The organism is Streptomyces sp. NPDC053560 (assembly GCF_044544605.1).
Taxonomy (GTDB): domain Bacteria; phylum Actinomycetota; class Actinomycetes; order Streptomycetales; family Streptomycetaceae; genus Streptomyces.
Map to the genome: position 1 here is coordinate 20,252 of NZ_JBITXI010000021.1, position 25,633 is coordinate 45,884.

General features: G+C 72.0%; 19 protein-coding genes. 10 read left to right on the plus strand and 9 right to left on the minus strand.

The genetic code is table 11. The annotated features are described in order from the left end of the window. Nucleotides 1–138 precede the first annotated feature (138 nt). Both ACIGQF_RS35930 and mgtA read left to right on the plus strand, forming a co-directional pair. Nucleotides 139–498 (plus strand): metalloregulator ArsR/SmtB family transcription factor, encoded by a 360-nt coding sequence (locus ACIGQF_RS35930; protein ID WP_361566417.1) that lies wholly within the window; start codon nucleotides 139–141, stop codon nucleotides 496–498. Then, nucleotides 482–3,121: a magnesium-translocating P-type ATPase gene (gene mgtA / locus ACIGQF_RS35935; RefSeq protein WP_399719475.1), complete on the plus strand. Its 2,640-nt coding sequence runs from the start codon at nucleotides 482–484 to the stop codon at nucleotides 3,119–3,121. Before ACIGQF_RS35930 ends, mgtA begins: the two co-directional genes overlap by 17 nt. A 5-nt stretch (nucleotides 3,122–3,126) precedes the next feature. On the opposite strand, the gene ACIGQF_RS35940 is transcribed toward mgtA, so the two are convergent. Both ACIGQF_RS35940 and ACIGQF_RS35945 read right to left on the minus strand, forming a co-directional pair. After that, nucleotides 3,127–3,633 carry a GNAT family N-acetyltransferase gene (locus ACIGQF_RS35940; RefSeq protein ID WP_399719478.1) on the minus strand — a complete coding sequence of 169 codons (507 nt, stop codon included), beginning with the start codon at nucleotides 3,631–3,633 and terminating at the stop codon, nucleotides 3,127–3,129. A gap of 85 nt (nucleotides 3,634–3,718) precedes the next feature. After that, nucleotides 3,719–5,233: an LCP family protein gene (locus ACIGQF_RS35945; protein ID WP_399719481.1), complete on the minus strand. Its 1,515-nt coding sequence runs from the start codon at nucleotides 5,231–5,233 to the stop codon at nucleotides 3,719–3,721. 160 nt (nucleotides 5,234–5,393) lie between these two features. On the opposite strand from ACIGQF_RS35945, the gene tatA reads away from it, so the two are divergent. Next, nucleotides 5,394–5,621, plus strand: a complete 228-nt coding sequence (gene tatA / locus ACIGQF_RS35950) for a Sec-independent protein translocase subunit TatA (RefSeq protein WP_399719483.1) — start codon at nucleotides 5,394–5,396, stop codon at nucleotides 5,619–5,621. A 99-nt stretch (nucleotides 5,622–5,720) separates the two neighbouring features. On the opposite strand, the gene ACIGQF_RS35955 is transcribed toward tatA, so the two are convergent. Both ACIGQF_RS35955 and ACIGQF_RS35960 read right to left on the minus strand, forming a co-directional pair. Then, nucleotides 5,721–6,377, minus strand: a complete 657-nt coding sequence (locus ACIGQF_RS35955; protein ID WP_399719486.1) for a hypothetical protein — start codon at nucleotides 6,375–6,377, stop codon at nucleotides 5,721–5,723. Further along, the gene (locus tag ACIGQF_RS35960) at nucleotides 6,350–7,591 is read right to left on the minus strand and encodes a hypothetical protein (RefSeq protein WP_399719489.1); all 1,242 of its coding nucleotides are present in this window, start codon (nucleotides 7,589–7,591) and stop codon (nucleotides 6,350–6,352) included. The genes ACIGQF_RS35955 and ACIGQF_RS35960 overlap by 28 nt, the downstream gene beginning before the upstream one ends. Before the next feature lie 264 nt (nucleotides 7,592–7,855). Here ACIGQF_RS35960 and ACIGQF_RS35965 point away from each other — a divergent pair, with 264 nt between their 5' ends. Both ACIGQF_RS35965 and ACIGQF_RS35970 read left to right on the plus strand, forming a co-directional pair. Next, the gene (locus ACIGQF_RS35965) at nucleotides 7,856–8,884 is read left to right on the plus strand and encodes an ATP-binding protein (RefSeq protein ID WP_399719492.1); all 1,029 of its coding nucleotides are present in this window, start codon (nucleotides 7,856–7,858) and stop codon (nucleotides 8,882–8,884) included. Between the two features lie 321 nt (nucleotides 8,885–9,205). Further along, nucleotides 9,206–11,581: a LuxR C-terminal-related transcriptional regulator gene (locus tag ACIGQF_RS35970; RefSeq protein WP_399719495.1), complete on the plus strand. Its 2,376-nt coding sequence runs from the start codon at nucleotides 9,206–9,208 to the stop codon at nucleotides 11,579–11,581. Between the two features lie 29 nt (nucleotides 11,582–11,610). Here ACIGQF_RS35970 and ACIGQF_RS35975 read toward each other — a convergent pair whose 3' ends face one another. Further along, nucleotides 11,611–12,582, minus strand: a complete 972-nt coding sequence (locus ACIGQF_RS35975) for an alpha/beta hydrolase (RefSeq protein ID WP_399719498.1) — start codon at nucleotides 12,580–12,582, stop codon at nucleotides 11,611–11,613. A 146-nt stretch (nucleotides 12,583–12,728) separates the two neighbouring features. On the opposite strand from ACIGQF_RS35975, the gene ACIGQF_RS35980 reads away from it, so the two are divergent. After that, nucleotides 12,729–13,859 carry a PP2C family protein-serine/threonine phosphatase gene (locus ACIGQF_RS35980; RefSeq protein WP_399719641.1) on the plus strand — a complete coding sequence of 377 codons (1,131 nt, stop codon included), beginning with the start codon at nucleotides 12,729–12,731 and terminating at the stop codon, nucleotides 13,857–13,859. Nucleotides 13,860–14,211: 352 nt separating this feature from the next. Here ACIGQF_RS35980 and ACIGQF_RS35985 read toward each other — a convergent pair whose 3' ends face one another. Continuing rightward, nucleotides 14,212–15,228 carry a LacI family DNA-binding transcriptional regulator gene (locus tag ACIGQF_RS35985; protein WP_399719500.1) on the minus strand — a complete coding sequence of 339 codons (1,017 nt, stop codon included), beginning with the start codon at nucleotides 15,226–15,228 and terminating at the stop codon, nucleotides 14,212–14,214. Between the two features lie 129 nt (nucleotides 15,229–15,357). After that, nucleotides 15,358–17,967: a PA14 domain-containing protein gene (locus ACIGQF_RS35990; protein WP_399719503.1), complete on the minus strand. Its 2,610-nt coding sequence runs from the start codon at nucleotides 17,965–17,967 to the stop codon at nucleotides 15,358–15,360. 354 nt (nucleotides 17,968–18,321) lie between these two features. On the opposite strand from ACIGQF_RS35990, the gene ACIGQF_RS35995 reads away from it, so the two are divergent. Then, the gene (locus tag ACIGQF_RS35995; RefSeq protein ID WP_399719644.1) at nucleotides 18,322–20,628 is read left to right on the plus strand and encodes a GH92 family glycosyl hydrolase; all 2,307 of its coding nucleotides are present in this window, start codon (nucleotides 18,322–18,324) and stop codon (nucleotides 20,626–20,628) included. Here ACIGQF_RS35995 and ACIGQF_RS36000 read toward each other — a convergent pair. Then, a complete protein-coding gene (locus tag ACIGQF_RS36000) occupies nucleotides 20,622–21,014 on the minus strand; it encodes a hypothetical protein (RefSeq protein WP_361566303.1) in 393 nt (130 codons plus the stop codon). The two genes, ACIGQF_RS35995 and ACIGQF_RS36000, sit on opposite strands and share 7 nt — an antisense overlap. Nucleotides 21,015–21,244: 230 nt before the next feature. Here ACIGQF_RS36000 and ACIGQF_RS36005 point away from each other — a divergent pair, with 230 nt between their 5' ends. Further along, nucleotides 21,245–22,477, plus strand: a complete 1,233-nt coding sequence (locus ACIGQF_RS36005; RefSeq protein ID WP_399719507.1) for an aromatic acid exporter family protein — start codon at nucleotides 21,245–21,247, stop codon at nucleotides 22,475–22,477. Here ACIGQF_RS36005 and ACIGQF_RS36010 read toward each other — a convergent pair. Further along, nucleotides 22,449–24,341: a PAS domain S-box protein gene (locus tag ACIGQF_RS36010; RefSeq protein WP_399719510.1), complete on the minus strand. Its 1,893-nt coding sequence runs from the start codon at nucleotides 24,339–24,341 to the stop codon at nucleotides 22,449–22,451. The two genes, ACIGQF_RS36005 and ACIGQF_RS36010, sit on opposite strands and share 29 nt — an antisense overlap. Nucleotides 24,342–24,608: 267 nt before the next feature. Here ACIGQF_RS36010 and ACIGQF_RS36015 point away from each other — a divergent pair, with 267 nt between their 5' ends. Both ACIGQF_RS36015 and ACIGQF_RS36020 read left to right on the plus strand, forming a co-directional pair. Next, entirely contained in the window at nucleotides 24,609–24,998 is a 390-nt protein-coding gene (locus tag ACIGQF_RS36015) for a prolyl oligopeptidase family serine peptidase (protein WP_399719647.1), read from the plus strand. Between the two features lie 85 nt (nucleotides 24,999–25,083). Then, complete coding sequence (locus tag ACIGQF_RS36020; protein ID WP_399719512.1) at nucleotides 25,084–25,626, plus strand: dihydrofolate reductase family protein; 543 nt, start codon at nucleotides 25,084–25,086, stop codon at nucleotides 25,624–25,626. The last annotated feature ends 7 nt before the right edge of the window (nucleotides 25,627–25,633 follow it).

The following is a 25,633-nucleotide window of genomic DNA, read 5'->3' on the forward strand; positions in this document are numbered from 1 at the left end:
TAGATAAGGATGCGACGGCGATCATTATCGGCCACCCCGGCAACGCAGGTGGTGAGCGGCGTCGCGGCCCTGCCTGCCCCTAAAATGAGGGGCGCAAAACCGTGCCGGGCGGCACGGACCGGGCAGGACGGGAGAGCGATCGTGGCGGCAGGAGCCGGGGACTTCGAGGATCCGTCCGCCGAGGTGTTCGCCGAATCGGCTGCCGTCTTCGGCCTGCTGGCCTCGCCCGCGCGGCTGCACATCGTCTGGGTGCTGGCGCAGGGCGAGAGCGATGTGACGGGGCTCGCGGAGCGGGTGGGCGGTGCGCTGCCCGCGGTGAGCCAGCATCTGGCGAAGCTGAAGCTGGCCGGGTTCGTACGGTCGCGGCGGGAGGGCCGGCGGCAGGTGTACTTCGTCGACGACCCGGACATGGTGACCGCGGTGCGGCTGATCGTCGGCCAGCTCTCGGACCGTACCGCGCAGGCCCCGGCCCGGCGTCGCCGTGACCTCGGCGCCTGAGACCGACGGGGCCCGCGGCACACCGTACGGCCGGGACGCCCCCGCGGTGGAGCGCGGTCCCGCGCCGGTCGAGGCGTCTCCCCTCGCGGAGGCCCTGCCCACGATGCAACTGCTGCGGCACCTGGACACCGGCCCGCGCGGCCTGACCGAACGTGCGGCCGAGGAGCGGCTGGCCCGGTTCGGCGAGAACACCCTCCCCGAGTGGCACACCGCGTCCTGGCCGCGCCGTTTCGTACGGAGCCTGCGCGATCCCTTCACCGCCGTGCTGTTCTGTCTGGCCCTGGTGTCGGCCACGGTGACGGCCTGGGGCACGGCGGGAGTGATCCTGACACTGGTCGTGGTCAGCTGCGTCCTGCGCTCCTCCGGCGAATACCGCGCCGACCGCTCCATGGCCGCGCTGCGTGAGCTGGTGGCCACCACCGCCACGGTGCTGCGCCGTACGGAGCGGGACGCGCCGGCGCGGGACCGCGAGATCCCCGTCGGCCTCCTGGTGCCCGGGGACGTCGTCCGGCTGGGCCCCGGCGACCTGGTACCGGCCGACGTCCGGCTCCTGAAGGCAACCGGCCTGACAGTGCATCAGGCGGCGCTCACCGGGGAGTCCGCCCCCGTCGCCAGGCATCCGGTCGACGCACCGGAGCCACCGGGGGCCGGCGTCTTCGACCAGCCGCAGATGTGTTTCCAGGGCAGCAGCGTGGCATCCGGCAGCGCCACCGCGGTCGTCGTGGCGACCGGGCCGCGCACCCGCTTCGCCACCGCGCACGGCGGTACGGGACGCCGCGCCGCCAGTGCGTTCGACCGGTCGGTGCACCGGGTCTCCTGGCTCCTCGTACGGTTCATGCTGCTCACCCCACCGCTGGTGCTGATGGCGGGCGCGGCGCTGCGCGGCCGCGGCCTGGAGACGCTGCCGTTCGCGGTGGCGGTGGCGGTCGGACTGACGCCGGAGATGCTCCCGGTCATCGTCACGACCTGCCTGGCGCGCGGCGCTTCCCTGCTGGCCCGCGACCACGGCGTGATCGTCAAGCGGCTGCCGGCGCTGCACGACCTGGGCGCGATCGATGTGCTGTGCCTGGACAAGACCGGCACGCTCACCCAGGACCGCCCGGTGCTCCACCGCGCGCTGGACGCCGACGGCCGGGACGCGCCCGAGGTGCTCCGGTGGGCGGCGGTGAACTCCTGGTGGACGCTGCATCTCGCCGACCTGCCCGTCCCCGACGCACTGGACGAGGCGCTCCTCGACGCGGTGGACGAGTCCGTGCCGACCTCGTACGACGGGGTGGCGGCGCTCCCCTTCGACCCCGTACGCCGGCTCGCCACCGCGGTCGTCCGCAGCCCCGGACGGCTCGGCGTCCACACGATCGTGGTCAAGGGCGCCGTCGAGGACGTCCTCCAGCGGTGCGCACTGCCCGACGAGGAGCGGGACCGGCTGCGCGCGCTCGCGGCCCGCGAGACCGCGGGCGGACTGCGGCTGCTCGCCGTCGCCACCGCCGAACGGCCGGCCCGGCACCGCGACTGGACCCCGGCCGACGAGCGCGGTCTGGACTTCCGCGGCTTCGTCGCGCTGCGCGACGCGCTCGCGCCCACCGCCGCCGACGCCCTGGCGGGCCTGACCCGGCACGGCCTCGCCGTCAAGGTGCTCACCGGCGACCACCCCGGCACCGGCGTCCGGGTCTGCCGGGACCTGGGCCTGGCGCCCGGTGCCGTACTCACGGCGGACGACATCGACGCGCTCACCGACGCGGAGCTGGCCGGGGCGGCCCGCCGTACGACCGTCTTCGCGCGCTGCACGCCCGCGCACAAGGCCCGGGTCGTGGCCGCGCTGCGGGCCGGCGGGCACACCACCGGCTTCCTCGGTGACGGCGTCAACGACCTGCCCGCCCTGCACGCCGCCGATGTGGGCATCTGCCCGCGGGACGCCGTCGATGTGGTCCGCGACAGCGCCGATGCCGTGCTGGCGGAGAAGGACCTGACGGCGATCGACCACGCGATCAGCGCGGGCCGGCACAGCAGCGGCAACATCGCGACGTACCTGCGTATCACCCTCTCCTCGAACCTCGGCAACGTGATCGCGATGCTCGCGGCCGGTCTGCTGCTGCCGTTCCTGCCCATGCTCCCGGCCCAGGTCCTCGTCCAGAACCTCTTCTTCGACGCCGCCCAGCTGGCCTTCGCCTACGACCGGCCGCCCCGCTCAGCGCTGCGCCGTCCCACCGAACTGCTGCCCCGCGCGCTCCTCCGCTTCATCACCGGCTTCGGGCTGCTCAACGCCGTCGCCGACCTCGCCACCTTCGCGGTGCTGGCGCTCGCCGGGCACACGGCGGGCAGCGGCGAAGCGGCGTTCCACGCCGGCTGGTTCACCGAGAACCTGCTCACCCAGGCCCTGGTGATGGTGCTGCTGCGCACCGGCCGCAGCGCCGCCGAGGGGCGCGCGCCGAGCCCCGTACGGTGGGCCGCCGCCGCGCTCGCGGCGATCGGCGTCCTGTTCCCGCTGACGCCGCTAGGCCCCGCACTGGACATGGCGGCGCTGCCGCCCGCGTACTACCTGCTGCTGACGGCCGTCCTCACGCTGTACGCGCTCGCCCTGCTGGCCGCCCGGGCGCGCCACGAGCGGAGTCTGCGGAACGGCTGAGGGCTTCAGACGTCTCTGCGCATGCAGACACGGGGCCACCGGTCCAGGCCCTGGGCGGCCTCCTCGCGCCGGGTTTCCCGCAGGCCGGCACCGATCTCCGCGTCGCCGAGGACGCGGAAGCCGCAGCGCGCGTAGTACGGCGCGTTCCACGGGACTTCGGCGAAGGAGGTGAGGGTCAGGGCGGGCACCTCACGCCCCACCGCGTACTCCGTGAGGCGGTCGAGCAGCGCGCGGCCGATGCCCTGGCGTGCGCTGTCCGGGTGCACCGAGACCTGGTCGACGTGCAGGTTGCCGTCGACGTACGAGGCGATGAGATAGCCGACCGGGGTGTCGGTCCGGTCGGCGGCGACCCAGGCCAGACCCGCCTGCTGGTGGCGGCCGAGTACGGCGAGCGGGGGCGGTGCGTCGTCGGCGATCTCCGGCATGCCGATGTCGCGGAAGCACCGCCCGGCGGCTCTCTCGATGTCCTGGAGGCGGGACAGTTCGTCGGCCCGGGCCGCTCGGATACGCATGGGCCCATTGTGCTGCGGCCTGCCCGGTGTGCGGTGCCCGGGGCAGGCCCGGGCCCGCCTTCGGGAGCGCCGCCGCTCCCCCGGCTCAGCCGTAGGAAAGCCGGGAGCAGGGCGAGTCGGCGGCCGAGCGGGCGTCGTCGGCCACCTCGGACGGCACCTTCGCGGGCACGTCGGAAGACTCGCCGGAGGCGGCGGACGGGTCGTCCGCGTACGACCGGCCCAGGGTCACACTGATGCCCGGTGCGCTCCCGGAGCGGAGTTCCGCGCCGGGGAAGAGGCGTGCGACGGTGCGGGCGTGGTCCTCCTCACCGGGCCCGTACCGGATGCGGGTGGCGGCCAGGTCCTGGCTGCTCGCGGTGGCGGTGCCGGTGACGGTGAACCCGTGGTCCTTCAGCGCCTGCGCGCCCTGGGCGGCGAGGCCGGTGACGGTGGTGCCGTTGTAGACGGCCACCTCGACGCCCGCGCCGGACACCGGTTCCGGCGAGGGCGAGGGCGACGGGGAACCTGTGCTCTTGCCGCCGGCGTCCTCGCCGTCGATCGTCCGGTCCTCCCGGAGCGCCGCCCACAGCGCGTCCGCGTCCGGCTCGACGATCGCCACCCGCGCGCCCTCGTACCGCCAGGGCACCGTGACGAACTTCGTGTTCCGCAGGTCGATGTCCTTCAGCGAGAGGACGAAGGAGAGCAGCTTGTCCGCCGAGTCCAGGCCCGGGTCGACGGTCATCGCCCCGACTGCGGCGTCCGTGAGCGGCAGCAGCTTGCCGGGGGTGAGTCCGTCGCTCTTCACCTTCTTGAGGAGGGCGGCGACGAACGCCTGCTGCCGTTTGATGCGGCCGATGTCCGAGCCGTCGCCGATGCCGTGCCGCAGGCGTACGTAGTCCAGCGCACGCTGCCCGGAGACGTCCTGCTCGCCCTTGGCGAAGATCCGCTTGCCGCGCTCGGTGCGATGCGGGTTGAGGTCCTTCTCGTACACGTCCTGCGGCAGGCACACCCGCACCCCGCCGACGACCTCCGTCAGCGCGGCGAAGCCCTGGAAGTCGACGACGACGGTGTGGTCGACGCGTACGCCGGTGAGCTTCTCGACGGTGTTCTGGGTGCACGCGGGGTTCCCCTGCGCGGTCTCGCCGACGGAGAACGCCGAGTTGAACATGGCGTGGTGCCGCGGCGCGGTCCACGATCCGTCCGGCAGCCGGCAGGCCGGTATGTCCACGAGGGCGTCGCGCGGTACCGACACCGCGAGGGCGTGCTTGTGGTCGGCGTACACGTGCAGGAGGAAGGCCGTGTCGGACCGGCCGATGTCCCCCTTCTTCCCGCCGCCCAGCGCCCGGTTGTTGCCGGTCCGCGCGTCCGAGCCGATGACCAGCACGTTCTGTCCGTTGGACGACGCGTCCGGCCGGTCGCTGGACAACCCGTCCGCGTCGAAGGCGGAGATGTCACCGCCGAGCTTCAGGTAGAGCCAGCCCACCCCGGCCGCCGCGAGCACCAGCAGGGACAGCGCGATGACGAGCGTGCGCCGCGCCCAGCCGCGCTTCCGCCGTCGGCTGCGGGCCGCGGACCGTGCGCCACCGTGGCGCGGTGCTGCCGTCCGATGGCTTGTCGTCATGTTGCGCCCTCACCCGTCAGGTTCCCGCGGCAGGGCGAACGGCACGGCCGGCCCCGCCAACAGTTGTACAGTTGCGCAATGTAGCAAGTAAAAGATCGGGCGCCGCCCCAGGGGGCACACCCGGGGCGGGCCCGCCGTCGACACGAGGAAGGTGAGCGGAATGTTGCGCAACGGACTGGAGCCGTGGCATCTGCTGATCGTGGCAGTGATGTTCATCCTGCTGTTCGGCGCCAAGAAACTCCCGGACACCGCCCGCTCCTTGGGGAAGTCACTGCGCATCCTCAAGAGCGAGGCCAAGGCGATGAAGACGGACGACACACCGCCCGCATCGTCCGCACAGCCCGCACCGCCGGTGCCGACGCGGGAACAGCCCGACGGCAGCCCCTGACCGGGTATCGGTCCACCGCTCGGCGTACCGGGTCCACAGGTCTGCCGCTCGGCGTACCGGGTCCACAGGTCTGCCGCTCGGCGTACCGGGTCTACTGGTCTACTGCTCCGCGAGGACGACGATGGCGTCCTCCTCCCCCAGGCTCAGCGGGGCGGCCTTGTCGGGGTTGAGCCGCACGCCGTACGTGGGCGGCTCGTCGCTGTGGCGGGCGAGGCGGTAGCCGATGGCCGTCTCGCCGCGCCGGCGGGCCGCCTCGATGACGGTGGCGAAGTTCGCCCGCGCCCCGGGGACGAGGTAGTCGGCGGCGGGCTTGAGGTAGATCTCCGAGCCCTCGGGGTCGAAGAGGTCGGCGAACACCGCGTACAGATGGCGGTTCTCGGTGAGCTGGGTGAGCAGCAGGCTGATCACCTTGGTGGAGACGATGAAGTCGTCCGCCTCGGTGACCTGGGCGACCTCGCGGTTGGCGTCGTCGTTCATCTCGGTGACGATGGAGTACGGATCGCCCAGCCGCATCCCGATGTCCCGCAGGTGGAGCAGGGTCACCAGGGTGTGGTCGTCGGCGCGTCCGGGGTCGATCCCGTCGTCCGTCAGCACGACGACATGGCGGTAGCTGTCGATGCCGACGGCTTCCAGCGAGGACCTGCGGGTCGGCACGCAGTGCTGGTACCCCACGGTCAGGTTCTCCAGCCGGTCCCGCCACCGGCCCTCCGACGGCTGCCGGGCGGCCGCTATGTCGACGACGGACCCCGGTTCCACGAGGCGTCCAGCAGGCTGATGATTTTCGGGGCGCGGGAGTTCCAGCCGATGACGAGCGTGCGGTCCGGTACGGAGGGGCGGTCCGATGCCGCGGCGATCGCGGACGGGACGATCTCGGGCCGGGCTTGCGAGAGCCGGATCAGCAGGTCGTCCTCCGCGACCATCAGCAGCCGGTCGCCCGCCGCGATGACGGTGTCCATCGGCGGGTTGACCAGCATGTCGCCGTCCCTGCGCAGGCCGATCGGCATGCCGAGGCCGAACCGGTCGAGCGTGTCCCCGAAGGTCGAGCCGACGAGGGAGGGCTCGTGCCACGGGTAGATCTCGTTGCCGACGAAGCTGAGCAGTTCGTTGAAGACGGCGGACAGTCCCGCCTGCCGGTGGGACTGCACGATCAGCCGTACGGCGATGTCGTCCGCGTCGATCACCAGCGCCGTCCGGCCCGCGGCCAGCCGGGCCGCCGCCAGGTTCTCCGAACTCTGCACCGCGGCCACCACGTTCGGCAGCCGCCCCCGCCACTCCCGGCTGCTCAGCAGCAACAGCATCTTGATGACGTCGATGTCGCCGTCGTCCCCGACCGGCGGCAACACCATGATCGACTTAGCGGAGTCGGGGCTGACCAGCTCCAGGTCCTCCCGCCGGAGGGGGCTGCCGGAACGGCAGATCACCCGGGTCCGGCCGGTGCGCGGGATCCGGCGCCGGATCTCGTCCTCCATGTCGACCTTGTCGCGGTCGGCCAGGATCACGACGCAGGAGCGCCGCTCGCTCTGGTTGGCCTCCACCAGCTCCGCGATCACCGTGAACACCTGCTCCGACCAGCCGAGCACGATGGTGTGGCCGCGCTCGACAAGGCGTCCCTTGCCCTTGCGCAGCTCGCGTATCCGGTCCTCAAGGCCCGTGGTCAGGACGCCGATGAGGGCACTGACAATGAAGATGCCGCCGATCGTCACCGCCAGCATGAGGATCAGGAACACCGGCCGGCCGGTGTCGCCGCCCATCGTGCCCGGGTCGAGGGTCCGCAGCAGGCTCATCCAGGCGACGCCCGCCCAGCCGCCGTTCTTCTCGGTGTCCTCGTCGGTGAGGGCCACCACCAGACCGGACACCAGGGCGACCAGGACCACCGAAGCGAGCGCCAGCCAGCCGATGAGGGCCGGTGTGCCGCGGTCCATCGTGCCGTCGAACCAGTACCGCACCCGGTCCCGCAGCCTCGTGCGCACGTCCTTCGCCCTCCCCTGTCCCGTAAGCGCCGTGGCGGCCGGGTACGTCTCGGTGTCTCCCGCAGTTGATCATCTTCGCAGGCGGGCAACAAAGGTGATCCCGCCGGTGCTACCGGTCGGGTCACCGGCCGGCCCGGGGAGTTCGGTGTACCGACGTATACCGATCCCGGCCGGTTACCGATGTCCGGCCCGGCCGCGCGGCGCAGAGTGGGGCGCGCTCGCGGACATGGGTGGCGCGCGGGCGGAAAACTGCTGGAGGAAGTCATGCCGGGGGCGAGCGGCCAGGAGGCGATCGACCTGATCGGCCGGGACACGGCACTGACCGAGACGGGGCGGCTGCTGCGGACCGAACGGCTGGTCACCGTGTCGGGGCCAGGCGGAGTGGGCAAGACCGCGCTCGTCACCGAACTGGCCCGCCGCATGCGGCCCGGACGGTGGGAAGCGGTGGGTTGGGCCGACCTGGCCCGGCTGCGCGATGCGAAGCTGCTGGCGGACCGGCTGGCCACGGCCCTGCTGGGAGACACGTCCGCCGGCCGTCCGCACCTCCAAGCGCTGGCCGAAGCGTTGGGCGATACGCGGGCACTGCTGGTCGTGGACACCTGTGAGCACCTCGCCGAGGCCTGCGCCGAGACCCTGACCGAACTCGTCGGGCGCTGCCCCGGCTTGCACGTGCTGGCCGCCGGCCGTACGCCGATGACCACCTACGGCCACTACCCGCTGCGCTCGCTCACGCTCGACGAAACGGCCCGGCTGTTCGAGCTGAGTGCTCGGCAGTGGGGCGTGGCGGAGGTACCGGCCACCGAGACCGCCCGGCGCATCTGCGCCTTCCTGGACGGCCTCCCCCTCGCGGCGCGCATCGCGGCCGGGCAGCTCACCCACCACTCGGCCGAGGAGGTCCTGTCCCTCGTCTCCCGTACCGAGACCGTCCTCGACCTGGCCGCGCCCGGCCTGCCCGCGCGTCAGCGCACCCTGCGCGACTCCCTGCTGCGGACACACTGGCTGTGCACGCGGGAGGAGCGGCGGCTCTGGGCGCGCTGTGCCGTCTTCCCCGGTGCCTTCGGGCTGCCCGACGCGACAGAGGTGTGCGCCGACGAGCGCCTGCCCGCCGACGTGCTGGCCACGGCGTTCCGCGGCCTCGACCGGCACGCGCTGATCCGGCCCCAGGGGCAGCAGGCCGCCACGTACCGGATGCCGTGGTCCACCCGGGCACACGGGCGGCAGTGGCTGAACCGGCTCGGTGAGGAACCGGAGTTCCTACGGCGCTGCCTGGCCTGGCTGCTGCGCGACACCTGACCAGCACCGTGATTCACCGTATGCACGCGCCGCGCGACGGCGGGTGGCTAAGGTGGACTCGCTCCAGGTGCTGCCAGCGAGACGGTCCCGGTCATGCCCCAGCTCTTCTGCTCCGGAGGCGACGCGGCCTCCCCGAACCCGACTCCGAACCGCTCGCCTCCGCCCGGCTGTCGAGGCGCCGCGCGAAGGCCGGTGGCGGCCATCACGCGGCAGGGAACCCACCGGCGAGACCACTCGGTGAGGAACCACATCGGTGAGCTGCAGAGGCGTAGCGTAGGTAGTCCCATTCGGGCGCAGAACAGACGGAGGGGCGAGCACAGGATGGTGCTGGGACACGTCAGAGAGCAGACCGGCGGGCTGCCCCTCGAAGTCACTGGATTCATCGGACGCGAACGGGAACTCCGGGAAATCGGCGCGCTGTTCGACAAAGGGCGGCTGGTGTCGCTCGTCGGCCCCGGCGGGGTGGGCAAGACGCGGCTCGCGCTGCGGACCACCCGCGCCGCGCTGCCGCGGTTTCCCGACCGCGCCTGCTTCGTCGAGCTGTCGTCGCTGCGCGATCCGGTGCTGCTGCCGCACACGGTAGCCGCCGCGCTCGGCCTCACCGAGCAGGGCGAACGCGACCCGGTCGGCCTCCTCGTCGGCTACCTCGCACCCAAGCGGATGCTGCTCGTCCTCGACACCTGTGAGCATCTGCTGGACGCGTGCGCCATGCTTGCCGATCTCTTACTGCGGATGGCGCCCGGGGTCACGGTGCTGGCCACCAGCCGCCAGCCTTTGGACGTGCCGGGAGAGTTCGTCTATTCGATCACTCCGCTGCCCACCGACCGGGAGGCGGTGCAGCTGTTCGCCGAGCGGGCCGCCGCCGTGGTGCCCGGCTTCGCCCTCACCGAAGCCAACCGCGAGGACGTGACCTCCGTCTGCCGCCGGCTGGACGGGATGCCGCTGGCGATCGAACTGGCCGTGGTACGGCTGCGGGTGCTGCCGCTGAGCGACCTGGCGGCCCGTCTGGAGCACCGGTTCCAGGCGCTGACCGGCGGCCGTCGCGGGGCCGTGCCCCGGCACAGGACGCTGCGTGACGTCATCGACTGGAGCCACGACCTGTGCACCCCGCAGGAGCGGGTGCTGTGGCGGCGGCTGACGGTGTTCGCCGGGGAGTTCGACGCCGAGGCCGCCGAGACCGTGTGCGGAGGCGGTGAGCTGCCCGCCGAGGAGGTGCTGGAGCAGCTCATCGGACTGGTCGACAAGTCGGTGGTGCTGCGCGTCGAGGCGGACCGGGCACGCTACCGGCTGCTGGACACCCTCCGCGAGTACGGCGCCGAGCGGATGGCAGCCAGTGGGGAGGGGGACGCGTACCGCCGCGCGCACTTCGACTACTTCGCGGCGCTCGCGGAGCGCGCCGACCGCCCCTTCCACAGCGACCGGCAGGCGGAGCACCTGACGGCCATCGCCCGCAGGCTCCAGGACTTCCGGGTCGCCCTGGAGTACGGCACCGGCACCGACGTCCCCGAACTGACCCTGCGCGGCCTGGACCTGGCCACCCGGCTGTGGACGCACTGGATCATGACGGGCCGGCTGCGGGAGGGCGCCCGCTGGCTGGAGCACGGCCTGGCGAAGGTGGCACACGACTGCCCGGAGCGGGTCGAGGCGCTGCACCGCCTCACCTGGATCCTGACGGTCCTGGGCCGGCACGACGACGCCGAGCCGTACATCATGGAGTCGCTGGCGATGGCCGAGCGGATCGGCGACCGGCGCGGTGCGGTGTACGCGATCGAGTTCCGCGGCACCCTGCGGCTGCTCAGCGGGCGGCTGGACGAGGCGGACCGCGACTTCGACGCGGCGCGCAGCGGCTTCCGTCAGCTCGGCGACGGCGACGGGCTGGCCATCACCTGTTTCATCCAGACGTTCGGTGCGGCCCTGGTCGGCGATGTCGCGCGGGCGTGGGAGGTGTCCGGGGAGGCGCTGGACGCGCTGGAGACGGCCACCGGTGAGTGCTGGACGCGCAGCTACTGCCTGCTGTATCGGCAGTTGGCGCTGTGGATGTCGCACGACGAGTCCCGGGCCGAGGAGCGCGACCGGCTCGGCCGCGAGGCGCTGGCCCTGAAGCTGGCCGTGGACGACAGGCTCGGCGCGGCCATCGCCATGGAACTGCTGGCCTGGTCGGCGGCCCGGTCGGAGCGGTGCGAGCGGGCCGCCTGGCTGCTGGGTGCCGCCGAGGCGGTCTGGGTCAGGATCGGCGGCGCGTGGCTGTTCAACGTGCCGGCGCTGATCACGGAGCACGACGCGGCAGTGGCCACGGCGCGTACCGCGCTGGGCTCCGCCGCGTACGTGGACCATCACGCGCGCGGGGCGGCGCTGGACCTCGCGGAAGCGGTGGCGTACGCGGTGGAGGAGCGGGACGTGCTTCCGGGCCCGCCGGCCGGCACCGCGGTAGCGCCCCCCATGGCTGCCGCCGCTTCCGGGGTGCCGGAAGCGCCCGTCGCGGCGGTTCCACGAGGGCGGGACCGCGCGGGCACCGGGCGTCCCGGCGAGCTCACGAACCGGGAGCGGCAGGTGGCCGCGCTCGTCGCGGAGGGGCTGACCAACAAGGAGATCGCGGAGCGGCTCGTCGTCTCCAAGCGGACGGCGGACGCGCATGTGGAGCACATCCTGAACAAGCTGGGGCTGAACTCACGGAGGCAGATCACGGGGCTGGAGTGACGTGCCGATGGCGACGTAAGGGCCGGGCTTCAGCTGGGACGGTGCGTCTTGCCCGTCGTCAGATGATGTGCCATCGCCTCCAGTGCGAGGTCCGTGGGTTCCTCGGTGCCGGGGCGGGTCAGGAAGCCGTGCAGGGTGCCCCGTACGAGTACCTGGCGGACGTCCGTGCCGGCCGTGGCCAGTGCGGCGGTGAAGGCCTCTCCGGACGGCCGGAGGTCGTCGTACTCCGCGTTCAGGACGGTGGTGGGCGGAAAGTCCCGGAGGTCCGCCAGCGCGGGCGCCGCGTATCCGTCGGCCGTGCTGAGCGGACCGCCGAGATAGTTCTCGAAGACCCGCGCGAAGTCACCCAGGAGCCTGGCGGCGCTGGGGACCCCGGCCATCAACTCGGTGAGCTGCGGGGACGGCGCCGGGAGTACCGCATGGACGGCCGGATAGGCGAGGACCACGTGCGCAGGGGCCCACCCCGACTCGTCCCGCAGCCGGAGCACGGCACCGGCGACGAGGTTGGCTCCGGCGCTGGCCCCGCCGACGGACAGCGCCCCCTCCGCGGTCCCCGCACCGAGCTCACGGCGGTGGTCCCGTACCCAGGCGAGCGCGTCGGCCACGTCGTCCAGCGGTACCGGGTAGGCGGTGCCGTTGACGGCCTTGCGGTAGTCGACGCTCACCACCGTGGCACCGCTCCGCGCCACGAGCTCGCGTGCCGTCCAGTCGGCCTCGGCCATGTCGAGGTCGCCGAACACCCAGCCGCCCCCGTGCACCCAGACGAAGCAGCGGTCGGAAGCGGGGGTGGAACGGGCAGCGGAATAGACACGCGCCGGCACTTCCCCATGCCGTCCGGGAAGGGTTACCGGCTCCACTTCCGCCGCGGGCGGCGCATAGCCGGGCGCTTCGTGGAACCGTGCGAGACGCGCTTCCTGCTCCGGGGTCAAGGGGCCGTCGAAACCTTTGGGCAGATCTTCCAGCAGGTGCAGCTTCGAGGCGATCGCGGTGTGCAGCGGCATCACGAGCCTTTCTCGTGAGATGCGGGGGAACAGCAGTTCTCCGGTGACACACGTTACCGAGAAAAGAATACGATGACCGGTCCGTCGCCGCGCCGCGAGCTGCCGGGTGCGGGCCGGGAGGGCAAAATGGCCTGGTGAAGGAGTTCATGGCCTGGTCGCGCACACGTCGGTGGATCCCCGCCCTGGTGATCGTGCTCGCCACGGTGGTGGACCTGCTGACGCCTCCCTCCATGTCGTCCGCTCCCCTGCTGGCCGTGGCGCCGGTGACGGCGGTGACGCTCCTCCGGCCGCCCGGCATCCTGTGCACCGGCCTCGTGGCGATGGCGGTGCACGCGGCGCTGGCCTACGTGAGCGATACCTTCGGCTGGCAACGCGGCGTCGCCAACCAGGTCACCCTTGCGGCCGTCACCGCACTGGCCATCGGACTGAACCGCTCCCTGCACTCCCAGCACGTCAGCGCGAGCCGGGCGCGGTACGCGGCGGAGGTGGCGCAGCGCGCGGTGCTGCCCAGGCCGCCGAGCCGGCTGGGCGCCCTGCGGATCGCCGCCCGCTACGTACCGGCCGAGGACATGGCGCTGATCGGCGGCGATCTGTTCGTCGTGCAGGACACGCCGTACGGGGTCCGGGCCATGGTCGGCGACGTACGCGGCAAGGGGCTGGCCGCCGTGTCCGCGGTGAGCATCGACATCGGCGCCTTCCGGTACGCCGCCGACCACTCGGCCGACCTGCCCGCTCTGGTGCAGTGCATGGAGGAGGCACTGCTGCGCGAGGGGCAGCGCAGGGAGGGGCTGGACGAGACGGAGGGGTTCACCACCGCGCTGATCGTCCAGTTCACCGCGGACCTGGACCGGGTGCAGCTGGTCAACCGCGGCCATCCCGCTCCCCTGCTGCTGCAGGCGGACGGGCAGGCGCGCGTGCTGGAGCCGACGGAAGAGGCGCCACCGCTGGGCATCACAGCCCTGGGGGCGTGGCGGTCGCCGGTCGAGACGTACGGCTTTCCGCCCGGGGCGATGCTGCTGTGCTTCACCGACGGCGTCACCGAGGCCCGCGACCGGGCCGGCGTCTTCTACGACCCGGCGGACCGCGTCCCGGCCATGGTGCGGTCCTACCTGCGCCAGACCGGCTATCCGCCGGAGCCGGCGGCCGTCCTGGACTTCCTGGCCCGCGACGTGAGCCAGCACAGCGGCAGCGCCCCTCAGGACGACCAGGCCCTTTTGGTCCTGCACCGCCCCCGAACGCAGGAGGACCTGCTCGCCCGGGAATCCGTCGAACCGTAGCGTTCCGCGAGCGCCGCCTCCCCGGCGGCTGCTTTTCCTGTCAATTACCTCGGTAAATTCCGAGCGAGTGGCGTAATGAATTCCGTGTGAGCCGATCCGCACCTCCCCGGCAATCCTGAGAAATTACCTCACGCGCAATTCATGGAACCCCAAGAAGAAAATGCTTTTCCCGGCCGCGAAATCCCGTAATGTGTTTCATGTCGAAAGCGAACGGCGCTTACGGCAAAGGAACGTCGGGTGACCGCATCCTCGTCATCGACGGCGGCCGGCCGGCGGTCCCGTTCCCGACGGCCGTCACCGCCGGACAGCCGTCGGGCGACACGCTCTCGGGACTCCAGCGGAGCGTCGGACCTCAGGGGGTTGCCGGGCGCCCCAGTGTGCTCTCGCGCTCGATCAGCCGGTAGTCCGCCCATACACGCCGGGGCTCGGGCGCCTCGCCGCTCAGCCGGGCCAGGACCGACTGCACCGCGAGCCGGGCGATGGCCTCCTTGTCCGGGGAGACGGAGGTGAGGGTGACCGTGCCGAACCGGCCCTCCTCCACGTCGTCGAAGCCCACCACGGCGACGTCCTCGGGCACCCGCAGACCGTGCTCGGACAGGGCACGCATCGCGCCGATCGCCACCGGGTCGTTGTACGCGAAGACGGCGTCCGGCCGCCGCCCGGTCTCCAGGATGCGGTGCATGGCCGTCGCGCCGTCCGCGTGCCCCCAGCCGTCGGTGGTGGCGACCAGGCCCTCGTCGGAGGACAGGCCCGCGGCGGTCAGCTCCTCACGCCAGCCCCGTACGCGCAGTTCGGCCGGTCGGCTGTTGCCGCGGCGGGCGCCGATGAAGGCCACCTCGCGCCGCCCCAGCCCGGTCAGATGGCGGACGGCGAGCCGCGCGGCGGCGACGTTGTCGATGGCGATGTGGTCGTACGGCAGGTCGTAGTGGCGCTCGCCGAGGAGGACGAGCGGAACGTTCTCGGTCCGGTCGCGGAGGTCCTCCGCCTCCAGCTCGATGGGGCTGAGGATCAGGCCGTCGATCACCCGGGCTCGGAATCCCTGGCTGACCAGGACCTCTTGTGCGCGCCGGCCGCCGGTGTGGTCCAGGAGCACGATGTAGTCGTGCTCGGCCGCGGCGTCGATGACCGCGGCGGCGAGCTCGGCGAAGTAGGGGTTGCCCAGTTCGGGCAGCGCGAGGGCGATCATGCCGGTGCGCCCTTTGCGCAGATGGCGTGCGGTCAGGTTGGGCCGGTAACCCAGCTCGTCGATGGCCCGCTGCACGCGGTCGCGCATCTCCGGAGTGACGTGCCGGTAGTTGTTCACCACATTGGAGACGGTCTTGATCGACACGCCTGCATGCGCGGCGACGTCCTTGAGGCTGACCCGCACGAGTTTCCTTCCGGCGACAGGTGAAAAGAGAGGGACCGCGGCCCGGTCCACCGGCCCGCCCCCCGATTCTGCTAGACGGAGGACGGGCCGGAGCACCGTGGGCCGCGGTCGCCCGGTGACGCCGGTGGCTCAGGACGCCCGGCAGCCCGCCGGGACGGCCTGCGACGCGTCGCGGATCAGCGCCTCGTGGGCCGCCTTCAGCCGCTTCACATCGGGCTTGACGACCTTGCGGTCGTACGTCAGCAGGCCGTTGAGCTCGCCCTCGACGTCCGAGATCTGCGTGTAGACGGCGCCGTTACCGCCCTTGCAGGCGAGCTTGTGCACCTCGTCGAGCTTGGTCAGGTAGTCGTCGGTGTATGTCGTGGGGTCGACGTCCACGTAGGACTGCTGAACCGACCAGGCGTGGCCCGGCACCGCGAGTCCGAGACCGCCGTACTCACCGGCCACCAGAGCGCGTTTGCCGTCGGGGCGCGGCGGCAGGGCCGGGCTCGGGTAGCCGTGCTCGTCCATGATGTCACCGGCGTTGCCGTCGGCCCCGAGGTTGAGACCCGACTGGTTGTTCACCAGACGCGTCGGGTCCCAGGACTTGGCCTGCTCGGCGACGCGGCCGATGTCGTACTGGCCCCAGCCCTCGTTGAAGGTGACCCACATGACGACCGACGGACTGCTGATGTGCTCGTCGATCATCTCCTTCATCTCCCGCTCGTACTCGGCGCGGGAGGCGGCATTCGGGTTCACGCCCGCGGTCATGGCGGGCATGTCCTGCCAGACCATCAGGCCCAGCTTGTCGGCCCAGTAGAACCAGCGGTCGGGCTCGACCTTGATGTGCTTGCGCACCGAGTTGAAGCCCATCGCCTTGTGCATCTTCAGGTCGTACGCGAGGGCCTCGTCGGTGGGCGCGGTGTGCAGGCCGTCCGGCCAGAAGCCCTGGTCGAGCGTGGCCATCAGGAAGGTGGGCCTGCCGTTGAGGACGGTGCGCGGGGTGCCGTCGACCTTCTCGACGCCGATGGAACGCATGCCGAAGTAGCTGCCGACCCGGTCGCTGCCTACCTTGACCTTGAGGCCGTAGAGGAACGGGTCGTCCGGCGACCACAGGCGCGGCTTGGCGATCTTCAGCTTGAGCGGCGTACCGGTACGGCCGCTCACCTCGGCGACCTTCTTCTTCCCCGCGTACGCGGCGGCCGTGACCGGCACACCGTCGCGCACACCCTTCGGCTCGACGGTGACCTGGCCGTTCTTGACGTCCGGGACGGTCTTGAGCGAGTCGGCGTGGTCGGCGGCGACGGGCTCCATCCACACCGTCTGCCAGATGCCGGAGGACGGGGTGTACCAGATGCCGCTGGGGTCCAGCCGCTGCTTGCCGACCGGCGGGTTCTCCCCGTTCTTGGCGTCGGTCGGGTCGTAGACGCCGACGATCAGCTCCTGGCTACGGCCGGGCTTCAGCGCGTCGGTGACGTCGGCGCTGAACTTGTCGTAACCGCCCTTGTGCGCGGCGACCTTCTTGCCGTTGACGTACACCTCGGACTGCCAGTCGACGGCGCCGAAGTTCAGGCGCAGCCGCTTGCCGTCACCGACCTTCCAGTCCCGGGGGACGGTGAAGGTACGGCGGTACCACATCCGGTCCTCGTGGCGTTCGATGCCGGAGAGCTGGGACTCGACCGGGTAGGGCACGAGGATCTTCTCGTCGAGCCGCTTGCCGACCGGCGGCTGCTCGCCGGACTCCGCGGCCTGGAACTCCCAACGGCCGTTGAGGTTCTGCCACTTGTCGCGGGTGAGCTGGGGGCGCGGATACTCGGGAAGGGCGTTGCCCGGCCCCACCTTGTCGGCCCACTTGGTGCGCAGCTCGTACTCGGAGTGGTTCGGGCCGCTCGCCCAGAAGGCGCCGACAGCCGTGCCGTCCACGCCGTCCAGGCCGCCCTCGCCGTCGTAGCGGACGTCGGCGAGACCGCGCGCGCCGCCGCCCTTCTTGCCGACGACCGGCTCCTTGAGGCCGACCAGCAGGGCCGTGGGGTCGGCGGGGTCGGCCTTCGCCGTGCCCAGCGGCCATTCGGCGCCGCCGATGACGGCCCGCAGGTGGTCGGTGAGGCGGGCCGGGGTCTTCGCGAGCGGCTGGGCGAAGTCGAGGCGCAGCGTGCGGCCGTCCTTGAGTACGTCGGCGGAGAGGGCGCCGTTGTACTCGTAGCCGTCCGGCAGCCGGAACGCCGAGGAGGGGATGGCCTCCTTGGCCTGGCCGGGCTCGGTCCACCGCAGGTGGAGGTTGGACCCGCCGTAGTGCTCGAAGTACTCGACCTTGATGTCGTAGGCCTTGCCGGCGGTCAACTCGACCGGCTGGGAGGTTTGTTCCTTGTCCCAGTCGTCGGTCCAGTGGTCGATGGCGAGCTTGCCGTCCACCCACAGCCGGAAGCCGTTGTCACCGGTGATCGAGAAGGTGGTGGGGCCGGTCTTCTCGGGGACCACCTTGCCGGTCCACCGGATGCTGACGTCGTCGGCCTGCCCGGTGGCGGACTGGAGCCGGGGCTCCAGGTTGTCGAAGTCGATGGCCGGGTCGAAGCCGGTGGCCTTCAGCTCGTGGAAGTCGAAGGCTCCGGGCGCTGACTGGGTGAAGTACTCACCCTTGAGGCCTTGGGGTTCGGCCGGGTCTCCGGCGGCCGACGCGGACGGGACCGCGGCGAGGCCGGTGACGCCGAGGGCCGTGGTGAGCAGTAACGCCAGCTGTCTGCCCAGGCGTCTGGTGCGCATGGTTCCTCCATTGCCGAGAACGGGGCAGCTCGTCACCGAGCTTGTACAACGTTGGAAGAAGGGGCCGTCGGAATGACAGCACAGCCTCATGAGGGGTGTCCAGGGTTCCGTCCGCGCAACGATCGGCCGCCACAGGTGGGATGAGACCGCGTCACAGGCTCCGGTGCGCGCCCGGCCGGGTGAGACACGAGTGCCGGCGGGTCCGCGGTATTGACATCGACGGTGAGCATGACAACGCTGTAAAGGCCGTTCCTGACAACGTTGTCTGCCCTCGTACGGAGGCTGCAAGTGATACGTGCCCCACGCGTTCGGCGCCTCGCCGGACCGCTCGTGACGGTGCTCTGCGCGGGCCTTCTGTGCGCCACGCCGCCCGCCACCGCGGCGCCGCAGGCCCCGCCCGGCGCGACCGAGGACCTCACCGGCCTGGTCAACCCGTTCATCGGCACCCGCAACGAGGGCAACACCTTCCCCGGCGCGGCCGTCCCGTTCGGCATGGTCCAGCTCTCGCCGGACACCGGGCACAGCACCGGCTACGACTGGGACGAGAAGAGCATCCGCGGCTTCTCCGCCGTGCACCTCTCCGGCGTCGGCTGCGGCCTGGGCGGCGATCTGCCCGTCATGCCCACGACCGGGGACATCACCAGCACCGACAACGCCACCTACGCCGCGCCCTTCGACCACGAGAAGGAGAGCGCGAGCCCCGGCTCGTACCGGGTCACGCTCGACGGCTACGGCGGGACCCGTGCCGAGCTGACCGCGACTCGGCACACCGGCAAGCAGCGCTACACCTTCCCCGCCACCGACAAGGCCAACGTCCTGCTGAACACCGGGCAGGCCCTGCACAAGGTGACCGACAGCAGCGTGCGAATCCTCGACGACCGCACCGTCGCCGCCGCCGTCACCGGCCGGGGCTTCTGCCAGGACACCGAGCCGTACACGGTGTACACCCTCACCCGCTTCGACCGGCCGTTCACGTCCGCCGGCACCTGGAGCGGCGACACGGTGTCGGCCGGCAGCCGGTCCTCCGAGGGCGGCGGCCGGCGCGGCGCGTACGTACGCTTCGACACCCGCGGCGGCGACCGGGACGTCGAGGCCACCACCGCGATCTCGTACGTCGACCAGCGGGGCGCGGCCCGCAACCTCGCCGCCGAGGGCCGCGGTTCATTCGGCGAGGCCCGTGCCGCGGCGCGCCGCGCCTGGCAGGAGCGGCTGGCCAAGGTGCGGGTGAGCGGTGGCAGCCAGGAGCAGCGGCGGGTCTTCTACTCCTCGCTCTACCGGGCGCTGCTGCACCCCAACACCGGCCAGGACGTGGACGGCCGCTACACCGGCTGGGACCGGAAGGTGCACCGCGCGAAGGGCCACACGTACTACCAGAACTGGTCGCTGTGGGACACCTACCGCACCCAGGCCCAGCTGCTCGCCCTGGTCGCGCCGCGCGAGTCCCGCGACATGGCGCTGTCGCTGCTGGACGTGGACAGGCAGGGCGGCTGGCTGCCCAAGTGGGGATACGGCACGGCCGAGACCAACATCATGACCGGCGATCCGGTCACCCCCTTCCTCACCAACGCCTACCGGCAGGGCCTGCTGAAGGGCCACGAGGAGGAGGCGTACCGGGCGCTGAAGAAGAACGCCGACGGGGTGCCGCCGGCCGACTCGCCCTACTCCGGGCGGATGGGCAACGCGGAGTACCTGAAGAACGGCTTCGTGCCGTACCAGCCGGACCACGCGAAGAAGCCCGGCGACTCCGACTTCGAGCACGGCGCCTCCGCCACCCTGGAGTACGCGCTCGCCGACGCCGCGCTGGCGGGAATGGCGAAGGACCTGGGGCACTCCGCCGACGCCGCGCGCTACGCGAAGCGCGCACAGCACTACCGCGACGTCTTCGACCCGGGCACCGGCTTCTTCCGCGCCCGTGACACCGCGGGGAAGTTCACCGGCCCCGCCGATCCGGCCAAGAGCGTGGGCTTCCACGAGGGCACGTCCTGGCAGTACATGTGGCTGGTGCCGCAGGACCTGCCGGGCATGATGTCGCTGATCGGCGGCCGCGACGCGACCGAGCGGCGCCTGGACTCCTTCTTCGCCTACGACCAGCTGCTGAAGGACCCGGCGAAGACCGCCCGCGAGGTGTGGGTCAACGGCCCGTACGACTACTACAACGCGGACAAGTACAACCCGCAGAACGAGCCCGACCTGATAGCGCCGTACACCTACCTGTCCACCGGCACGCCGTGGAAGACCACCGACGTGGTGCACGCGGCGCTCGGTCTCTTCACCGACGGGCCGGACGGCGTCACCGGCAACGACGACCTGGGCACCATGTCCTCCTGGATGGTGCTCTCGGCCATCGGCGTGTTCCCGGTCTTTCCCGGGACCGACACCTGGGGCCTGTCCACGCCGGTCTTCGACAAGGTGGAGCTGACCCTCGACCGGGCGTACTACCCGCGGGGCCGCTTCACCGTGACCGCCGCCGGGACGAGCGGCACCGACCGGTACGTGCAGTCGGTCTCGCTCGACGGCGCCGGCCTGTCCCGTACCTGGCTGACGACGGACGACATCCGCCGCGGCGGCACGCTGTCCTTCACGACCGGGCCCGAGCCGTCCGCGTGGGGCACGGGCGACGGCGACGCGCCGCAGCCCGCCACCCCCTCGCGGGCTCAGTGATCGGAGTAGCTGAAGTCCCCCACCGTCCAGGCACCCACGTCCTTGATGGCGACGCGGTACATGCCCCCCGTCTCGGGGATGCCGACACTGCCCTGCAGAATCCGCGCGAGGTGGAAGTGCAGGTGGGTGGGGGCCGCGTCACCGTCGGGCGGGGCCCCGTCGCGGCCGGCCGAAGCGTGGCCCTCCGCGCTGAAGAGGGCGGCGAAGGTGCCCAGCTGCTGCGACTCCTCCAGCACCTCGGCCACACGCTGTCGCCACACCTTTTCGGGAGCCAGCCGGCCGGTGACGACAGCACCTCGGACGACCACGGTGAGGGACATCTGGTTGCTCTGCTCCGACTCCACCCTGGCGGCGATGTCGACGAGCAGCTCATCGGGGATCGACATGTCCAAAGATCTTACTCGGCCCGTCCCCTTTCCGGCCCTGATCGGCTCGGACCGGCCGGCCGGTCCGAGCCGCCCCCTGAGACCGGCACCCGCCCGGCGCATCTTTTGCCACTTTGCTTCCGTTTGTTCGGCGGGAATGAGTGCACCCGTGCGGAGCCGCCGCCCGCCCTCCAGGTGGGTGGCGTGCGTGCGGCCGGTGCGCAGGACAGTGGGAAGAGGAGCGGTTGACGGTGTGGGAACGGATCGCCGCCGGGTGGCGATGGCCGCGGCGGGAGGTTGCCGCGGTCGGGCGTACGGTGCGCTTCGCGCTGCGCGCCTCGGGCCCGGAGCGCGACGCGATGGTCCAGGCGCTGAAGATGGCGGGGGCGGCGATCGCCGCATGGGCGCTGGCCGGGTGGTGGCTGAAGGCCCCGCTGGCGCTGATGGCGCCGTGGACGGCGCTCGCGCTGGTCGACGCGACGGTCTACCGCTCGCTGCGCTCCGGACTCCAGCAGATCTGCGTGATCGTCATCGGCGCCGTGTGGGCGTCCCTGGCCATGGCACTGGCCAACGGCTCCACCCTGGGCGCCATGATGATCGCGCTGCCGGTGCTGGCCCTGGTGGGCACCTACCGCCGCTTCGGCACGCAGGGCGTCTACGGGGCGACGACGGCGCTGTTCGTCATCACGTACGGCGCCTACTCGCTCAGCGAAGTGGGCCACCGGATGCTGGAGACCTGCATCGGCGCCGTCATCGGCATCACCGTGAACGCGTTCGTCTTCCCGCCCGTCCATCTGCGCAACGTCCGTGAGCAGTTGCAGCGCCTGCCGCGCGACAGTGCCGATCTGCTGCGCCACATGTCCGCGGAGCTGCGGGAGGACTGGGGCACGGCCGAGGCCGAGGAGTGGCGGGACCGGGCGCGGCGCCTCCAGCCGATCCTGCGCGAGCTGGCCGACGCCCGGCAGTGGACCGACGAGAGCCTGCGGCTCAACCCGGCCTGGAACCTCCGGCGGACCGGCCCGCATCCCCCGCCGGAGTCGGAGGACGCCCGCTGGCACGGCATCGCCGAGCACCTGTCGGTCATCACCCGGACCCTGGCCACGTCGGTGGACGAGGAGAGCCATTTCGCCCGCCCCACGCCCGCGTTCCTCGACCAGTACGCGGAGCTGGCCGAGCGGACGGCGGAGGCGTGCGCGGCCGAGGCCGACCTGTTCGACGAGGCCGGGGACACGCCGTCGGTACGGGAGCGGCAGCACCGGGCGGCGCGGGATGCCTGGCAGCTCTACAACGGCCTGGCGGACGCCTTCGGCGAGCAGACCGGGCCGTCCGCAGCCGCGATGGGTGAACTGCTGGTCGAGACCCGTCGGATACTGTCCTCGCTCCCCCTCCCCGAGGGCAGCGGCCCGCAGGAGCGGAAGCGGGGCCTGCGCCGCGGCCGACGCCCTGACCCGCCCGTCAGCGGCGTTGCGGAAGCCGGAGGGTGAACCAGATGGTCTTGCCGTCGTCCGTCGGGTGCGTGCCCCAGCTGTCGGCGAGGGTGTCGACGAGGAAGAGGCCCCGGCCGGACTCCTCGTCCGTGCCGGCGAGCCGGAGCCGGGGACGGCGGGAGCTGCGGTCGCTGACCTCCGCGGTGAGTTCGGAGCGGCTCATGCGCAGCCGCAGCAGGAGCGGCCCTTCCGCGTGCCGTATCGCATTGGTGAGGAGCTCGGAGACGAGCAGGCACGCCTCGTCGGCCGCCTCGGTGCGGCCCCACCGGCGCAGGGCCGAGGCGAGGAAGGCCCGGCCGTCGGAGACCGCGGAAGGGGTGGCGGGCAGCTCGGTGACGACGCTGGCCAGCGGGCCGGCCGGAAACCGCAGGAGCAGCAGTGTGGCATCGTCGTCGTCCGGCTTACCGCCCGGCAGCAGCGCGCCGAGGAGCCGGTCGGCGGCGGCCTCCAGGTCCTGCGCCGCGCTGAAGGCGGTGGCGAACTCCTCGCGCAGGGCGGATAGCCGGTCCTCGATGTCGCTGCCCGGGGTCTCGATCAGACCGTCGGTGTAGAGGGCGAGGACGGAGCCGGGCGGGACGGTGACGGCGGCCTGCTGGTGCGGAATGCCGCCGACGCCGAGCGGCACGCTGACCGGGGCCGGCAGCGTGCGCACACCCTCGCCGGGGGCGGCCAGCAGAACGGGGAGGTGTCCGGCCGAGCAGATCGTCAGCTGCCCGGCGTCCGGCCTGATGACCAGATAGCAGCAGGTGACGAGCTGGCCGGGGAGGTCGGCGACGACCGTGTCCAGTACCTGCATGAGCCGGTCCGGCGCCATGCCCGTTCTGGCCAGGGCGTTGGCGGCTGACCGCAGTTGCCCCATTACGGCGGCCGCCTCCAGCCCGCGGCCCATGACGTCGCCGATGAGCACGCCGACCTGCCCGGCGCCCAGCGGTACGAGGTCGAACCAGTCGCCGCCCACTCCGGCCCCCTGCGTCGCCGGGAGGTAGCGGCTCGCGGTGTCCAGTTCGGGCACTTCGGGCGGGGTGCCCATGAGGCTGTGCTGGAGGGTCAGGGCGATGTCGCGCTGCTGCTTGTAGAGCCTGGTGAGTTCTTCCTCGGTCCGCTTGCGGTCGCTGATGTCCCGGGCGACGGCGCAGGCGCCGCTGACCGTGCCGTCGGCGTCGCGGGTCGGCCAGATGGTCACGTCGACGTCCAGCAGACGGCCGCTCTTGGTGACCCGGATGGTCTCGAAGTGCTCGATCTTCTCGCCGCGGCGCAGCCGGTCCAGGATCCCGGCGATCTCGTCCTGGCGGTCCGGGGTGACGAGCAGGGACACGTGCCGGCCGATCACCTCCTCGACGGTGTAGCCGTACAGGCGCTGGGAGGCTGCGTTCCAGTAGGTGATGTGGCCGTCGGGGGTCTTGGCGAGGATGGCGTCGTGCGAGGACTCGACGAGGTCGGCGAGTTCGTTGATGCGTGCCTCGGCGGCCTTGCGTTCGCTGACGTCCCGGACGGTGGCGGAGATGAGCAGCCCGTTGGTGGTCTCCAGCGGGCTGAGGCTGATCTCGACGGGGAACCGGCTGCCGTCCTTGCGCAGCCCGTGCACCTCCATCCCGGCGCCCATGGCGCGGACTTCCTGCCGGTCCGCGTAGCCGCGCCGGTGCACGGAGTGCCGGGTGCGGAACTGCTCCGGTACGAGGGTCTCGACGGGCCGGCCCAGCAATTCCGCGCGCGCGTACCCGAAGAGCGTTTCGATCCGGGCGCTCACCAACTGGATGATGCCCTTGTCGTCCACTATGACCATCGCGTCCGGCGCCGCCTCCAGGAGCCCCCGGAAGAGTCCCTGCCCGCCCCCGGCGGCCCCCACCGTCCCACCCGGCATCATCCGCTCCTCGTCAAGGTGAGGCGTCCTGTTGCCTGCTCTCTCGGGATATCTCACATCGCAGCATCCCGGCCTCGGCGGGGGCGCGGCTTGTCGCTTCTTGACGCCTACTGACAGAGCGGCACTCACTTCGTCACGGCTAGATCCCCTCACCGGATCGGACGCGACACCGAAGCGGCGCCATATCGGAGCCGACACCGGGAACCGGGTACGGGGCCCGGCCCCGGACGTGTTCGTCCTACGCCGGGCCCAGGTCCGTTTTCCCGGATCTCGCGCTGCTGCTCTCCCGCGAAACCGGCCGACCTGACCACGCCCCGCGGGCCCTTCGACCCGCACGACGCCGGTACGCCCGAGGCGCTGCTGCTCGGCGCGGCCCCGGCCGACTGCCCGGAACGGGCCCGGAACGCCAGTCCGCTCGCCCATGTGCACGCCGGCGCCCCGCCCTTCCTCCTCGTGCACGGCGAGGCGGACGCCATGGTGTCGTGCACCCACAGCGAGGCCCTCGCGGACGCGCTGCGGGCCGCCGGCGCACCGGCCGAACTGCGGCGGGAACCGGATACGGACCACGGCTGGCACGGACTCGCCGACGACCGGGTCGCGGACCTCTTCACGTACTCGCTGCGCTTCGCCCGACGGCTCGTCATGCGCGAGCGCTGAGCGGAGCGATACGCGCAGCGGGGTCGCGCAGGACACGGGCGTCTTCGCGGAGGCGCCGGCGGGTGCCGACGGCTAGCGTGGGGACATGGCCACGTTGCTGTACTCCGCGAGCATGTCGCTGGACGGCTTCATCGCCGGGCCCGGCGGGGACATGTCCTGGCTGGTCCCGTTCCTCGGCCCGGATCCGGATGTGGAACGGCTGATCCCGCAGGTCGGCGCGCTGCTCATCGGCAATCGCACCTTCCGCGGCGACGATCCGAACAAGGGTACCGAGGCGGAGGGGAAGGCGTTCGGCGGGGGCTGGGAGGGGCCGCAGTTCGTCGTCACCCACCACCCGCCGCGCGAGGCGGTCCCGGACGTGACCTTCGTCGGCGATCTGCCCAGCGGCATCGCGGCGGCCAAGGAGGCGGCGGGCGAGAAGTACGTCAGCGTGCTCGGCGCCGACCTCGCCCGCCAGTGCCTGGCCGCGGGGGAACTCGACGAGATCCTGGTGTTCGTGCACCCCGTCCTGCTCGGCGACGGGGTGCGGTTCTTCGCGCAGCCGGGCGGCGCCGACGTCCGGCTGGAACGCCTGGAGGTGTCCGAGAGGCCGATGTCGACCAACCTCCGGCTGCGCGTCGTACGGTGACCGGCCC